Annotated in this window: 13 protein-coding genes and 2 pseudogenes; 12 read left to right on the top strand and 3 right to left on the bottom strand. The window is 67.3% G+C overall.

Annotated elements, in window-relative coordinates; genetic code table 11:
• The first annotated feature begins 213 nt into the window (after positions 1–213).
• From P1P75_RS04735 to P1P75_RS04715, 5 genes and pseudogenes are all read left to right on the top strand, one after another.
• Positions 214–456 carry a hypothetical protein gene (locus P1P75_RS04735; protein WP_319252131.1) on the top strand — a complete coding sequence of 81 codons (243 nt, stop codon included), beginning with the start codon at positions 214–216 and terminating at the stop codon, positions 454–456.
• A 1-nt stretch (position 457) separates the two neighbouring features.
• Positions 458–1,027, top strand: coding sequence for a sigma-70 family RNA polymerase sigma factor (locus P1P75_RS04730; RefSeq protein ID WP_319252130.1), 570 nt, complete (start codon positions 458–460; stop codon positions 1,025–1,027).
• Positions 1,020–1,385, top strand: coding sequence for a hypothetical protein (locus P1P75_RS04725; protein WP_319252129.1), 366 nt, complete (start codon positions 1,020–1,022; stop codon positions 1,383–1,385). Before P1P75_RS04730 ends, P1P75_RS04725 begins: the two co-directional genes overlap by 8 nt.
• A gap of 54 nt (positions 1,386–1,439) precedes the next feature.
• Positions 1,440–1,705 (top strand): annotated as a pseudogene (locus tag P1P75_RS04720) (reverse transcriptase/maturase family protein); the annotation flags it as partial.
• 133 nt (positions 1,706–1,838) lie between these two features.
• Positions 1,839–2,040: pseudogene (locus P1P75_RS04715) on the top strand (hypothetical protein); the annotation flags it as partial.
• Between the two features lie 224 nt (positions 2,041–2,264).
• On the opposite strand, the gene P1P75_RS04710 reads toward P1P75_RS04715, so the two are convergent.
• Positions 2,265–3,485: a hypothetical protein gene (locus P1P75_RS04710; protein ID WP_319252128.1), complete on the bottom strand. Its 1,221-nt coding sequence runs from the start codon at positions 3,483–3,485 to the stop codon at positions 2,265–2,267.
• A 607-nt stretch (positions 3,486–4,092) separates the two neighbouring features.
• Between P1P75_RS04710 and P1P75_RS04705 the strand changes: the two genes are divergently transcribed.
• From P1P75_RS04705 to P1P75_RS04675, 7 genes are all read left to right on the top strand, one after another.
• The gene (locus P1P75_RS04705) at positions 4,093–4,269 is read left to right on the top strand and encodes a DUF1931 family protein (protein ID WP_319252133.1); all 177 of its coding nucleotides are present in this window, start codon (positions 4,093–4,095) and stop codon (positions 4,267–4,269) included.
• Positions 4,214–4,702, top strand: a complete 489-nt coding sequence (locus P1P75_RS04700) for a DUF1931 family protein (protein WP_319252127.1) — start codon at positions 4,214–4,216, stop codon at positions 4,700–4,702. Before P1P75_RS04705 ends, P1P75_RS04700 begins: the two co-directional genes overlap by 56 nt.
• A 12-nt stretch (positions 4,703–4,714) precedes the next feature.
• Complete coding sequence (locus P1P75_RS04695; RefSeq protein WP_319252126.1) at positions 4,715–5,257, top strand: Na+/H+ antiporter NhaC family protein; 543 nt, start codon at positions 4,715–4,717, stop codon at positions 5,255–5,257.
• Entirely contained in the window at positions 5,241–6,677 is a 1,437-nt protein-coding gene (locus tag P1P75_RS04690) for a basic amino acid/polyamine antiporter (protein WP_319252125.1), read from the top strand. The genes P1P75_RS04695 and P1P75_RS04690 overlap by 17 nt, the downstream gene beginning before the upstream one ends.
• A gap of 49 nt (positions 6,678–6,726) precedes the next feature.
• Positions 6,727–7,986: an arginine deiminase gene (locus P1P75_RS04685; protein WP_319252123.1), complete on the top strand. Its 1,260-nt coding sequence runs from the start codon at positions 6,727–6,729 to the stop codon at positions 7,984–7,986.
• Between the two features lie 391 nt (positions 7,987–8,377).
• Entirely contained in the window at positions 8,378–8,893 is a 516-nt protein-coding gene (locus tag P1P75_RS04680; protein ID WP_319252121.1) for a universal stress protein, read from the top strand.
• A 162-nt stretch (positions 8,894–9,055) separates the two neighbouring features.
• Positions 9,056–9,472 carry a hypothetical protein gene (locus P1P75_RS04675; protein ID WP_319252119.1) on the top strand — a complete coding sequence of 139 codons (417 nt, stop codon included), beginning with the start codon at positions 9,056–9,058 and terminating at the stop codon, positions 9,470–9,472.
• 1,060 nt (positions 9,473–10,532) lie between these two features.
• Here P1P75_RS04675 and P1P75_RS04670 read toward each other — a convergent pair.
• Entirely contained in the window at positions 10,533–12,842 is a 2,310-nt protein-coding gene (locus P1P75_RS04670) for a family 43 glycosylhydrolase (RefSeq protein ID WP_319252117.1), read from the bottom strand.
• A gap of 193 nt (positions 12,843–13,035) precedes the next feature.
• Entirely contained in the window at positions 13,036–14,466 is a 1,431-nt protein-coding gene (locus tag P1P75_RS04665; RefSeq protein WP_319252115.1) for a glycoside hydrolase family 43 protein, read from the bottom strand.
• Positions 14,467–14,960: the final 494 nt, after the last annotated feature.

Genomic DNA, 14,960 nt, shown 5'->3' with positions numbered 1-14,960 from the left:
ACACGCGGATACGACCCGATACGCTTCTTCACCTGGAGAGTGCTTCTTCCCATGCAACCAACAGGACCCTCGACAAGTCCCATCGTTGCAGGTCAGGAGCACTCTCCGCTTATTTGATCAAGCCTCGGACGCCCCACCTCGTGAAAGCGCGAGGTTAAGGAGGTAACGCGGCGCGTTGGGATGCGCCGCAAAGCGAGTCAATGGGGAGGCACCATGGATCCGGTGATGGTCACCGCGGGCTGGGGCGTGGCGGCTGCGACGTTCCGGCTCGGACACTTCTGGCTGAGCGCCCGGTCGCACGCGCGTCGCATCGAGTCCCAGATCCGCCACGCGGAATCAGACCATGCAACGTTGATGAAGACCATCAACTTGCTGCCGCCTGGCAGTGAGATCACCGAGGTTCTGCCCGACGGCCGGCAGGTCACTATCAAGCTCCCGGCCAGCAAGGCAGCGTGAGATGAGCGAAACCCCGGCCCAAGCCGGACACACGAAGCCTCTCTCTGTAACCCAACCCAGCGCGTCGAACGAGCCGGAGCGTCGCGCCGACTTCTCCGTCTTCTACCTCGCCGAGAAGAGGTACCTGACCGCCTTCCTGATGTACGCCGGGGCGAGCGCATGGGAGGCCGACGACCTCGCACACGAAATGCTGTCCAAGCTGCTCCCTGACCGGTGGATGACCATGGAGCACCCCCGCGCTTACATGCGGAAGGCCGCGATCCGCGCCTATTTGCGGCAAAATCAGCGCAAGCGCGAGATCCCGACGGACAAACTCCCCGACCTGCCGGGCGGGATCAGCCCGGTGACCCGGGTGGAGCTGTCCGAGCAGACGCACGCAATCGTTGATGCGATTCTCCAGCTCCCCCCAACTCAGCGCACCGTGATGGCGTTCGTGATGTGCGGCTCCGACACCCGGGAGATCGCGGAAGCGCTGCATATGACCGTCGGCGCCGTCAACACGAACATCTGCCGCGGCCGTGCACGCCTGAAGACCACGCTCGGGCTCATGAAAGGAGAGAAGGATGCATGAGTTCATGCAGAACGAGCACGAGCAGAACGACGCCGACGACCGCCTGAACCAGCTTCTCGCCACTGCCCATGCTGAACTGCTCGAAGCCATCGCAACGCAGCAGAGGCACGCCCCGCCCACCATGACAGTCATCCGCAACTCCGGCGCCACGCAAGAGCCGACGAAGACGAAGGCCCAGGAGCTGTGGTCATACAAGGAGATCGCCGCACACCTCAAGGTGCAGCCCGAAGCTGTGCGCTCGTACCGCAAACACGGGCTTCTGCCCGCACCGGACCGCGTAGAAGGCGGCAAACCGTACTGGTACTCCAACACCGTCCGGGTATGGATTGCCTCCCGGCCCGGCCATCGCGAAGTCTGATGCTCGGCGCCTCCCGTGGCAGGGTCCAGACGTTCGCTCGTCATGGGTTCCGTCCCCCGTCGAGGTTGCCACACCGCATTGCGGGAGGTGGATCACACCTGGACCGGACTTCCTGGTTCATCGAAGGGGACATCGCCGACTGCTTCGGCAGCCTGGACCACCAGGTCCTACTGTCGATCCTCGGCGAGAGGCTCCATGACCAGCGGTTTGTGCGGCTGGTGCGGAACATGCTCAACGCCGGATACCTGGAGGACCGGAGGTGGGGTGCCACGCTCTCCGGAGCGCCGCAAGGCGGAGTGGCCTCCCCGATCCTGTCCCATCTGCCAGAACAGACACGCAGTAGTCACTGAAGAGCCGGATGACCGGGAACCCGTCATGTCCGGTTCGGCTGGAGGCCGCGCGGAACAGGACCTGCCACGGCGGACACCTCACCGCGCGGCCGACCCAACCGCCTGGCTCATGCACCACCGATCTCTGGCCTGCGGCTATGAAACGCACCCGCATCGCTCCGAAGCCATGATTCACCTCGCGATGAACGACGATGAGCCGTCGACTCGCTCGCGAAACCACGCTGAACTGGCGTGGGACAAAGCTCGCCCCGGACGGGCCTCAACGAAAGGTGTCAGCCCTCATCAAAGCCGCGGAAGGTCCCTGATTCATCAGCGGCGTCGGCGAACTCCGCAAAGTCCATGTTGGCGATACTGAGGTTGGCGGCTCCTTTTAGCCTGGTGCGCGTCGGCCACCGGCTGAGGGCAGTGGCCCTGGTTCAGCGACGGGGGCTGGTCCGAAGAACCGCCCCGTGCGACTCCCGGTACGCCGACCGGCGGTGAGCGGCGATGCCGCGCGCGTCCAGGAGCCGTGTGCGCCGGTATCGGTTCACTACGAGGGCTGGTCACCGTGGTCGTCCTGGAGCGTAAGGCGACGTTCCTGTTCACGCTTGGAGTAGGCGGCTGCCCGGATGGCCTCGTCGCTCTCCAAGCCTGATCCGAGCGCGCCGCCCACGGTGGCGACCGAAGCGACGAACCAGGACAACGTCACATACTCCGCGGCGTGGAGCGGGGTTCGTGTCATAGAAGCGAACACTCGGTCGTTGAGGATGAACAGCGCCCACACCAAGTTGATGACCATCAAGCCCGCGTAGCAGACGAGCACCCCGATACCCACGGTCACGACCGTCGAGGCGTTGTAGAGCCGCGCCGTCCGCCTCGCCTCCGGCGAGCCCTCTGCTGATCGATGCCACAGCTGTGCGTCTACGATCAGCCAGCCGATCATCAGTGCGATGGACCCGACCATGGCGATCACCAGACGCGGCGCGCTCAGTGCCCCGGACAGGTTCCAGACGGTGGAATTCACCGTGGCGATGGCTCCCGTGGCAAGTGCGGCCGCCAGGGCTCTCGACAAGCCCGGCACCAACCGCCACGGCCGGTTGGCGCGGACCATACCGAAGAGCACCCGCAGGTATCCGCGCGCCCCGCTGACGACGTACCGAAGGTCGGGAGTCTCCTCCTCACCGACCGGGCCCGGATGGACAGGCGTGAGATGACCGGCAAAGGGCCCCAGACGAGGTCCTTCAGCACCAGTGGCACGCGGATCCGCCAAGCCGAGCACGGCTTCTTCCACGGCCCGCCGGGCCCTCGTCTGCAGCCGCAAGCCACCCAGGGAAGGGAGAGACAGCAGCGCCAAGCCGCGTTTGTGACTCAGATGCACAACGAGCTTGTGCCCGTGTGAGTGCAGCGGAAGGTCGGTGAGGGCGACGACGATGTCCCAGTTCTCCGCACTTGAGCGGTCCATGATCCGGCGCATCAAGGTAGGCGGGTCCTCGCTCCCTGAGGTGAAGGGCTCGCTGACCACCTCGACCTCGAACCGTCGCCCCTGGCCCGACTTGTCGGCGAGCCGGGTAGGAAGTGTCTGGGCCAAGCGCTGCGCGATCTCCGTCGGCGCATCGGGATCCGCCAGGAGAGCTACGACCGTCACGCCCTGAGAGGACACCCGCATGGCTGGACCCTCCTCGTCGGCTGCCCCTGCGATCGCAAGTGCCCACAGATGCGCCGAGGTAACGTCGACACCGAGTGCCACGCCGGCCCCCGCCACCAGATGCATGCGGTTCGGCAGATCTCCTCGTCTTCCCAGCACTGGGCCTGCTCCCACCACCGGGCCACGATCTCGTGCGCCACCGCGAACACCCGATCCGACCCCAGACCGGCCCGCACTCGCACGCCGCGCGCCACCTGCCACCCCGCTTCGGAGGCCGGCAAAGCCCTGCCGCCCGGAAGGTCCCGAACGCCTGCGAGGCACCGCACCACGTCCTGCCCGGCGTCCGCGGACGGTTGCGGCTGCTCTAGGCGGGCGGTCCGCGTTTCACCGGCCTCTCCCGGGCGCTCCCTGGCGTGCTCGCCATCGCGGCGTTAGGCCCATCAGCAGCGGCATCTCGGGGTCAGCCCTTACATGGGGCCGCTCCGCGACGCGGTGTCCTGCTGTCGCTCCGCACGCCCGTCCGACTCCCCGGACAGTGGGACGACTGGGCCTGGCAGCGCAACACAGGGAGGCCAATTGAGCCCAGCGTGCGCATGCGTTCACGCGTCCGCGTCGGCCACGCTGACGGGGAACCCCAGGGACCGGGAGCCACCCCGACGCCCGCAGCCGGAGGTTGCCGTCATGACCGTGATGTCCATCGCCAGGTTCGAAAGGTTCTTCCGCGGTCGCGGGGCTGGATGTCGACAAGAACGATCTCAAGCGCCACAGCGACTTCGTCGACGCCAAGCTCTACGATCTGCTGACCGTCACCCAGGCCACTGCCAAGGCCATTGGGCGCGACATCATCCGGACCTGTGACCTACCAATCACGAAGGGTCTGCAGGAGAGCATCACCACTTCCGGAAGATGAAATAGAACTCAGGCCGATCCTGGAACAGCTCGCCACCTACCCCGCTCTGGACCGCACGCCCGACGAGGAGACCGAGGCGGCCTATCCGGACATCATCGGCGGACCCAGCCTGGCTCTTGCGCAGAGCTTCAAGATCCTCACACACCGCACTGAAGGGCCAACCGCCCGCCAGCCGCGTCCCCAACCTCACAGGGCAATACACCTAGCCCTGGCGCTCGCGGTTGGCATACACGCTGGACGTGAGCTCGCGCGGATGTCCCAGCGTGTCCCGGTGTACGTGGGCCGGCCGCGCGATGCCGCCCGGCGCACCCTACTGACCCGTTCTTGCGGCATTCATCCGGGACACGAGCCCGATACACACACCCCACAAAGCCGCAAAAGGTACATTTTCACCCTCCCGAGGGGTGTCGCTTCCCGGGCCCCTGGGCAGTGAGCGAGGGGCCGGATGCCGGAAGAAGAGAAGCCTGAAACGGATGCTGCGGTGCGTGAGCCGACGCTCACGGACGCGCTGGTTCCGTTGGGCGTCCTGGTGGTGCCGGTCGGTGGTGCGCTGCTGCTGTTCGCCGTCTTCGCCAGCGCGCTGGGCCTGAACACCGTCGCCGGCGACCAGTACATCGCCCTCGTCCTGCCCTCGCGGGTGTTCCGAGTCGAGTTTGCCAAGCGGGGACTTGCCCCCACCAACCTGTCGCGGCTCGCCGCCGACAGCGCACCCGTCACCTCACCGCTGGTTCCCTGGAACTCGTGCGGCGCGTTCATGGGAGCCGTGCTCGGGGTGGCCACTTTCTCGTATCTGCCGTACGCGATCTTCAACTACGCCAGTCCCGCCCCTGAGCGTGCTGTACGGCTTCACCGGCTTCACCGGCTTCAAGATCGAAAAGGTGGAGCCCGGTGCCGGGACGGACCAGCCCGCCTCCTCCACGTGAGCGCCGCACCCATCCGGCATACAGCCGCAGCACGAAGGGCCTTGAAATATGTCCGCACCCGTTGAAGAGAAGTCCCCTGCGGTCAAGCTCTCGCTGATGACGCTGTCCATGATGGTGGTCGGCTCGATGGTCGGCGCAGGGGTGTTCTCGCTGCCCCGCCGCTTCGCCGAGGAGACCGGCGTCGCGGGCGCGCTGATCGCCTGGGCGATCGCGGGGACGGGCATGCTGATGCTGGCCTTCGTGTTCCAGTCGCTCGCCATGCGCCGGCCGGACCTGGACGCCGGCGTGTACGCCTACGCCAAGGCCGGTTTCGGCGAATACCTCGGCTTCTTCTCGGCATTCGGGTACTGGGCGAGCGCCTGCGTCGGCAACGTCACCTACTGGGTCCTGATCATGTCGACGATCGGCGCGATCTGGCCCGCCCTCGGGGACGGGGACACGATCCTCGCGGTCGTGCTGTCCTCGATCGGCCTGTGGGCCTTCTTCCTGCTGATCAAGCAGGGCGTCAAAGAGGCAGCGGCGATCAACCGCATCGTCACCGTGGCCAAGGTCGTACCGATCCTGGTGTTCGTCATCCTGGCGCTCTTCTGCCTGGACACCGACGTGTTCGCCGACAACTGGGGTGGCGCCGACTATGCGGGCTCCCTGTTCGACCAGATCCGCGGCACCATGCTGGCGACCGTCTTCGTCTTCCTCGGCGTCGAGGGGGCGAGCGTCTACTCCCGCCACGCCCAACGCCGCAAGGACGTCGGCCTGGCCACCGTCCTGGGATTCCTGAGCGTCTTCGCCGTCTTCGCCTCGGTCACCATCGTCTCCTACGGCATCATGCCGATGGGCGAGATCGCCGACCTCCGCCAGCCCTCCATGGCCGGCGTCCTCGAACACGCCGTCGGCACCTGGGGCAAAGTCTTCGTCAGCGTCGGCCTGATCGTCTCCGTACTCGGCGCCTACCTCGCCTGGACCCTGATGGCCGCCGAAGTCCTCTTCGTGGCGGCCAAGGACGACGACATGCCCCGCTTCCTGCGCCGCGCCACACCGGACGACGTCCCCGTCCCCGCCCTGGTCATGACCACCGTCCTCGTCCAGGTCGTGCTGATCATCACGCTGTTCTCCGGCGACGCGTTCAACTTCGCCCTCGACCTCACCAGCGCACTGACCCTCATCCCGTTCCTGCTCGCCGCCGCATTCGCGCTGAAGACCTCGCTCCAGCCCGACCCCCTCGCCGAACGTGAGAGCTCCCGACGGGACCTCGCCGTCGCACTGCTGGCCACCCTCTACACAGCCTTCCTCCTCTACGCGGCCGGACCACGGTTCATCCTGCTGTCCTTCATCGTCTACGCCCCGGCCACCATCCTGTTCGTCATGGCCCGCCGCGAACAGGGCCGACGTCCCTTCTCCCCCGGCGAACTCGTGATCTGCGCCGTATCCATCGCCGGCGCCGTCATGGGCGTGACCGCCCTGGCAGCAGGCTGGATCAACCTCTGATTCACCACACCGCATCCGCAGCCCCTCGCCCCCACCGGAAGACGAACACATGACCAGCAACGCCACGCCCTCCGCCCCGCTCGGCGTCCATTCGGAAGTCGGCCGGCTCCGCAAAGTCCTCGTGTGCGCACCAGGCCTGGCGCACCGCAGACTCACCCCGACCAACGCCGCCGACCTCCTCTTCGACGACGTGATGTGGGTGGACAACGCACAGCGCGACCACGCCGGCTTCGTCAGGGAACTCACCTCCCGCGGCGTCGAGGTCGTCGAACTGCACGACCTCCTCGCACAGACCATGGCGGTGCCGGGAGCAAGAGACTGGCTTCTCGACCGCAAGATCGTGGCCAACGAGGTGGGCCTGGGCCTCGTCGACTCCACCCGCGCGTTCCTGGAGACCCTGGAAGCCGGCCCACTCGCAGAGTTCCTGATCGGCGGCCTGGCCACCGCCGACCTCCCGGACGACTTCCGGCCCGGCTACGTCGCGCTGGCCCGCGAGTCGACCGGCGTACGCGAGTACCTGATGCCGCCCCTGCCCAACACCCTCTACACCCGCGACACCACCTGCTGGCTCTACGGCGGCGTGACGCTCAACCCCCTCTACTGGCCCGCACGGCACGACGAGACCCTGCTGATGAAAGCCGTCTACCGCTTCCACCCCGACTTCAAGGACGCCACCGTCTGGTGGGGCGACCCAGAGCAGGACTGGGGCCAGGCCACCTTCGAAGGCGGCGACATCATGCCCGTCGGCAACGGCGTCGTCCTCATGGGCATGAGCGAACGCACCTCACGACAGGCCATCACCCAGGTCGCCGCCGCCCTGTTCGAACAGGGCGCCGCCGAACACGTCATCGTCGCCGGCATGCCCAAGCTGCGCGCGGCGATGCACCTGGACACCGTGTTCACCTTCGCCGACCGCGACATCGTCACTCTCTACCCGCGCATCATGGACGCCGTGCATGCCTTCTCCCTGCGCCCCGGCAACGGCACCGCCCCCCTGGACATCACCGACGAAGGCCACCGTCCGTTCACCGACGTCGTCGCCCAGGCACTCGGACTGCCCGCCCTCCAGGTGATCGAGACAGGCGGCGACGTCTACGCCTCCGAACGCCAGCAGTGGGACAGCGGCAACAACGCCGTCGCCCTCGAACCCGGCACCGTCTTCACCTACGACCGCAACACCCAGACCAACGCACTCCTCCGCAAGGCAGGCGTCGAAGTGATCGAGATCGTCGGCGCCGAACTCGGCCGCGGCCGCGGCGGCGGCCACTGCATGACCTGCCCCCTCATCCGCGAACCCATCACCTTCTGACTCCTCAGTGCCGGTCGAGTGCCGGTCGCCCATCAGTCCCCCGTCGCATCCACCGGTCAGTACACGGCCTGCGGCAGTTTCTGCTCGCGCGGAGTGTCTGCCTCGCGCGAGCAGGCCCCGCGCTGGTTGTCGAAGATCATGCGGGCGGATGCCGGGTGTCCCATCCAGCGGGGGCAGGGGCTGGCGGCGACTGCGCTGAGTGGTGCGGTGCGGTGAGGTGCGGTGCGGATCCCGAACGGGGCCTGGGCGCCACCGCCCCGGACGGCGGCGGCCGGGATGCCGTCGCACCCGTTCGGCGGTTCACGGCGACACGGACCGTCTGCTGGCCGCGGACAGCCGGGTGCGTCGACATCACCCAGAATGCCGCCAATGCCCTGGGGACTTCATCGGCATGCTGCTGGGGTCGACGGCGGCGTCCCTGGCGGCCCACAGCCGGTGCCCGGTGATGGTGGCCCGTGAGGATTCGGCCGACGCCGGTCCGATCGTGCTGTGTGTCGACGGCTCCCCCGCGGGTGAGCCGGCGGTCGAGTTCGCCTTCGCCGAGGCGGCGCTGCGCGGAACCGAGATCTCCGCCGTGCACGTGTGGCTGCCGGATCACGCGCCGGCCGGTACCGGTGCCGAGAGCCAGGAGCGGCTCCTCGCCCAGGCCCTCGCCGGGCACGCGGAGAAGTATCCCGATGTCACGGTCAGGCGCGAGGTGGCAAGTGCCGAAGCCAGGCAGGTCCTGATCGAGAGAAGCGGAAGCACCACGCGCACAGGTGCGTCGTCGTCCGCGGCAGGACGGGATCAGACGTGTCGTGACAAAAAGCGCCGGTCGTGCGCGCCCGCCATCCCTGTCGGCTCGGGGACCCGCTCAGGTCGCCAGTCGGGACGAGCCCCATGCAACAGCCTGCCGCCGCCTCCGTGAACGTCTTCCCCGGGATACCCCTGCGTGGCACCCATCACCCGGACAGCCTGCAGCGGTCGCCGAGTGCAAGCGGCGGAGGAAGGCTGAGCCCGTCGATACAACGCAGCCGCCCCCGACAAGGCGGTGCCCCGCAATTACCACACCGTGTGGAAGGGCCGTGACATGGCGCAGACATCCGGCAGGGACCGACACCCTCACAACAGCGCCCGAGCACTGGGCGGGGGCCTCACCCTCTTCGCCGGCTGGGCACTGGAGATGAGCGGGACGCTCAGCATCCTGCTCGGCGTCGTCGGCGTCACCCGCGACACCATCTTCAGCTCACCGGACTACACCTACGAGTTCAGCCTGACGGCCTGGGGCTGGATGCATATCGTCATCGGCATCGCTCTGGTCGCCGCCGGGTTGGGAGTACTGCTCGGCAAGAGCTGGGGCACAGGGGCCGGCATCGTATTGGCCGCGGTCAGCCTGATCACCCAGTTCATGTTCATCCCCTTCTATCCCCTGTGGTCGATCAGCGTGATGACGCTCGACATCCTCGCCGTCTGGGCTATGGCCAGGACCGTCGCGGTGGACGGCTAGCCAGTCGGGAACTCGGAGCGGGGGATCTCGCGGAGGATCTCCTCCTCCCGCTCGGTCAGATGCTCCGGCCGCTGGTGCGCCAATGGGCTTTGAGTCCCCGGCCCTGACGGCGCAGCTCATCCCGGACCGCCGACACCACCACCTCCTTACGGGAAAGAGCCTGCGGCCGGAAGCTGCCGCAAGCAGGTCGTCCACGGGGAGGTGCCAGCCCCATTCCTCGTCCAGCACCGACCCGGGTAGTTCGCTGGCCCAACGACGGCGCCGGAACGTCGTACGGCTCTTGCCGCGTGCCGTGGCTGCTTCGCGCCGGGTAGGGGGCACCTGGAGGCGCTTCTGGTATCCGACGCCGATGGCCGCCCAGCGGATGGAGATCGAGCGGCTTCGCGATGCCTTGGCCGCGCCGTCGGATGTCCGGGCTCTGCCGAACAGTTCATGAGCGAGTGCACCGTGTTGATCGCGTAGCCGATCGCCCACTCCAGCATCGGTTTTGTGCGGCAGTTGAGGCTTGCGGCGGCTCAGGCAGAGTGCTCAGATGCGTGAGCCGAAGCATGACAGGTGTACAAGGCAGGATTGTTGTTACTCGGGTCGTCGACCGGGGTTTGCGGTCCTCCGCGTCGCATGCAACCGATACGGAGGAGCTCCTCCCCTGCCTGCTCTGGATGCCGACGGTGGCGGCAAGGACCTCGGCGGTGTGGTCACGCTCAAGGTGTGGCGCAACCGGATGGCAACGATGCTCTCCCTGGTCCGGCCCACCGCCGGGCGCCTGGTCTACGGCGTCGACGACCACCGGCCGGTCCGGTTCCACCCTGCCGAGGCAGGAGAGCACCGCGCGAGAGGCAGCGACGCCCGAACGGCACGACGGCACAAGGCCGGCGCGCCTCGCTCGAAGGAGCGGATTGGGACACCTCCGTCTCGGCCAGCGGGCATACGAAGACCACTACCCCCATGGGGAAACGTTCGGAGTACTCGCGAGGCGGTTGACCGCCCGACGTGAGGCACGATGCCGGCTGCCCTGCACGGCAAAAGCCGTGTGGGGCAGCCGGTGAGTGAGGGAATGCGGTCAGGCCCAGGGGCTGACCGCCGTGAAGGAACTGTCGGCGCGGAAGGTGGCGTTGTCCTGGAAGGGGTCGATGCGCAGCTGGTAGTCGTAGTGGCGGAGGTAGCGGCCGGGGTAGTTGTAGGACTCCAGGCTGACCGAGCCGGTGGCCGAGCCCGGCCGGGCGCAGTAGGTGGCGTCCTTGTCGAAGGTCGTCGTGCCGTTGCTCGCGTCGGAGCGGACCCGGAAGTCCATGTGGCGCAGGTAGCGGCCGGTGGAGTCGCGGAACGAGTAGCAGCGGGAGTCGGCCAGGCCGGGGACGATGGTGAAGGTGGCGCTCTGTTTGACCGCCGTGGTGCTGGAGGAAGTCACCGGGTCGAGGTAGCCGAGGCTGTCGGAGCGGACGGCGGTGTAGCGGCCGGTGAAGTTGACCGACCGGAGCGAGCGGGTGGTGTTCGTCGGCAGGATGGCGACCGGGTCGATGCTGCTCAGGGTGGGGACGACCTTCTCGATCAGGCCGCTTGAGTCGAACTCGAGCTTGTCGATGGTCGTTTCGCGGTGAGTGCCGTCACCGCCGGGGATGGCGAAGCGGTGGTAGGCGATGTACCAGTCGTCCGTGTTCGGCAGATGGACGACCGAGTGGTGGCCGGGACCCTTGATGCCGAGGGCGAGGTTCTTCTCCAGGATCACGCCGCGCTTGGTCCACGGGCCGGTGGGGGAAGGGCCGGTGGCGTAGGCGACGCGGTAGTTCTCGTCCCGGGTGTCGTTCTCCGACCACATGAAGTAGTAGGTGCCGTTGCGCTTGACGACGAAGGTTCCCTCGTTGTAGCCGCTGGGCGTGATGTCGGTGACCTTGGAGGCGTCGAAGGAGACCATGTCGTCGTTGAGCGGGACGACGTACGCCCTGGCGTTGCCCCAGTAGAGGTACGTCTTGCCGTCGTCGTCGGTGAAGACCGCCGGGTCGATCATCTGGCCGGTGAAGGCGCCGCGGGCGACCAGCGGCTTGCCCAGGGGGTCCTGGAAGGGTCCGGTGGGCGAGTCGGAGACCGCGACGCCGATGTTCGTGTCGGCGGAGTAGTAGAAGTAGTACTTCCCGTTCTTCTCGGCCATCGTCGGGGCCCAGGCCCGGGCGTCGGCCCAGCTGATGCCGGGTCCGAGATCGAGGATGACGCCGTGGTCCGTCCAGTGGACCAGGTCCTTGGAGGAGTACGCCTTGAACTGCGTGCCGCTCCAGCCCGCGAAGCCGTCGGTGGTCGGGTAGATGTAGAAGGTGTCGCCGAACCGGACGATGTTCGGGTCGGCGGTGAGTCCCGGCAGGACCGGGCTCTTCATGATCAGCGCTTCGACCGTCCAGGTGCGTTTCGCGCCGTCGGAGCCGGTCACCTCGTACGTCACGGGCGCTCTGAAGTCGCGCGGGGTGCCGGAGGCCGGGCTGATGGCCGCGCTCTGGGCGATGGTGAACCGAGGGGCGAGCGTGGTGAGGTCGGTGCCCTCGGCCAGCGGCAGGGTGATTTTGCTGTTGGCGTCGTCGACGATGGCGTCGATCTTCAGTCCGGGGTGGGTGGCTGTGCCGATGCCCGTGGTGTTCCCGCTGAGATCGAGGACCTCGCCGGGTGCCAGTGCGCGGTTGTAGACCCGGAAGTCGCGGATCTTGCCCTTGAAGAGCTTGTCACTGGTGTAGACCGACTTGCCGATGTAGTTGGCTGTGGTGATGCCGGACCCGATGGACCCGGGGGTGAGGGTGACCGACGTGTTGCGGGCCTTCTCCACGCCGTCCTCGTAGAGGACGCCCGTGGTGCCGGTCTGGGTGTACGTGACATGCTTCCAGACCGAGCGCTGCAGCGCGGTGGAGGTCCAGGTGTTCTGCTCGGTGGACGAGTTCCCGGAGGCGATGGCGGTCCTGTACGAGTTGCCGGTGGTGAACAGGTACCCGTCGCCGGTGCCGCTGCTCGCGGTGTTGCCGAAGCCGTAGATGAAGTACGGCGTGGCCTGGGTGGCGTCGATCTGCACGTCCATCGAGACGGTGATCGCGTTCATGCCGCTCATGATGTTGTCCGGCACCTTGATGTAGGTGCTGGACCCGTTGAACGCGAGCCCCTCGCCGTTGCCCGACCAGCCCGCGGTGCCGTTGACGGTGCCGTTGCGGCCGTTGCCGGAGGCGTCCACCGCGACGGTGCCCGAGGTGGCGTCGAGTCTGTACCAGAGCGCCAGGCCGTCGGTGATCTCCGCCGCCTGGGCGGGAGCCGCCGGGCCGACGACACCCACCAGGAGCGAGGCGGCGGCCACGGCGGCCAGAGTGCCCTGCCTGAATCTCCGGCGGCACTGAAGTCTCACGCTGTGCATGGTCCACGTCCCCTGAAGAAGGCATGCCTGAGGAGGGGGAAGCGGCACCTCGTCCGAGGTGCCGCTTCCCGCCGAATGACATCTGGTGGCGCGTTGCGCTCGCGGGTGGGATGCCGACGCCTACCTGGTTCGAGGCCGGGCGGCAGGTGGGGCGTCGCCCGAGGGCGTCGGCATCCGTGTCGGGTCAGTTCGTCAGACGGAAGGTGGCGTCGCTGCGCCCCGTCGCGGTGGTGATCGTTTCGAGCTTCAGTTGGAACGCGTAGTGGCGGATGTAGCGGTCGGGGTGGTTGTACGACTGGAAGGAGGACCAGGCCGGGTCGGCGAGCCCGGCGACCTGGCGGAAGGTGGCGTCCTCGGCGAACTGGGTGGTGCCGTCGTTGTGGACGAGCTGGAAGTCGGCACCGTCGCTGCGCAGGTAGTGGCCGGGGAAGTTGACCGACTCGAAGGATACGGTGCCGGAGCCGGCGAGTCCGGGGCGCGGGCGGAACTTGGCGTCGTCGTTGGTGATGTTCTGGTCGATGCGGACGTCGAAGTTGGTGTGGCGGACGTAGCGGTCCTGGAAGTTGAAGGACTGCAGCCGCTTGGCGGGGGTGTTGGCCCAGCGGGCCTGGATCCGGGCGTCCTCGGTGGCGGTCAGGTTCAGGATCGAGCCGTGGCGCTTTTTGTTGCCGCCCAGGGAGTAGGTTCCCGACGTCGGGAGCTTGTAGGTGCCGGTGACGGACGGGTTGGTCGTGGTGACCGGCATGTATCCCTTGCTTGCCGCGTACTGGTCGAGGTAAAGGGTCCACTCGTTGCGGTCGCGGAACTTCATCCACATCGGGCCCTCGACCTGGGAGCCGGTCAGTCCGATGCCGGAGAGGTTGCCGAGGTTGGTCCAGGTGCCGAGGATCGAGTTGCTGCCTTCGATCGTGATCTGGCCGTCGCCGGAGGCCCGTACGTAGCGGTAGTTGCCGATGCCGGAGGGGACCTCGACGATCTGGGTGTCGATGATGCTCTGGGTGCCGGGGCGGTCGATGTAGAGCTGGGGGGTGGTGATGGTGTGGAAGCCGGTGGTGCGGGCGTAGTAGATGCGGTGCTTCAGTACGCCGTTGAGGGTGGCGTTCGTCGCCCAGTACAGGACGTAGTCGTTGGTGGACGGGTCCCAGATCGCCTCCGGGGCCCAGGCGTTGCGCCCGTCGGGGATCGCGCCGGCGACGTTGAGCAGCCACGGCTGCGACCAGGTGACCAGGTCACTCGACTCCCACACCACGAGGTTGCGGCTGCCGTTGTTCATCGAGTCCGTCCACGACTGTCCGCAGCCGATGCACAGGTCGGTCGCGATGATCCAGTACTTGCTCCCGTCGGGAGAACGGACCAGGGCGGGGTCGCGCACACCGCGGGTGCCCACCGTGGAACGCAGGGTCATCCCGCCGCCGTTGAGGTCGGACCAGTTCAGGCCGTCCGCGCTGTACGAGAAGTACATCTGCTGACCGGTCGCCCCCTCCCCGATGAAGTGCGTCATCAGGTAGCCCGGGTCGGCGGCGGCTGCCGGCTGAGGTGTGGTCACGACCTGGGCGGTGAAGAGCAGGCAGGCGGCGACGAATATCGCCGCCAATCGAGCGCGAACCGCGGACATATGCGTTCCTGTTCTTTCTGGAGTGCCGTGATCAGGTGCAGGTGAGGTCGAGGGGGAGGCCCGGCCTCCGTGCCGTTGGGGCAGGACCGGCTCCGGCGCGACGTGGGTACGTGGTGTCAAGCCGGTCAGCGGCTGAGGAGCCGAGGAGCCGCGGTTTCCCGCGTGAGCGTGGCAGTGACCGGAGATGCCTCAGTGGCGGGCCGTGCGACGAAGACAGCGGAGAGGGCCGACAGAGCTGTCTCAGGAGCGAGCCAGTGGCAGGTGCGCAACACGGGCTGTCCCCTTTGACGGCCGTGGTTCGAAAAATCGAACTGCGTTCGCAAGTTCGAGCAGAAGATAGATGTCAGTCAGGGGTACGTCAACGGAACTGGCCAGTTTGCTCCCCGTCGCCCGTGCCTGCGCCCGCTCATGGCGCGGAGTCGCGTGCCGCCCCGTCCTCTTGAACTGCGGAGACTTCCCTCCATATTTCGGCCGCCCGCCAGAACGCCGACTGC

The organism is Streptomyces sp. ID05-39B (assembly GCF_033794725.1).
Classification (GTDB): Bacteria; Actinomycetota; Actinomycetes; order Streptomycetales; family Streptomycetaceae; genus Streptomyces; species Streptomyces bobili.
Note: the sequence above shows the minus strand (reverse complement) of the source record. Positions and strands in the feature narration are given on the sequence as shown.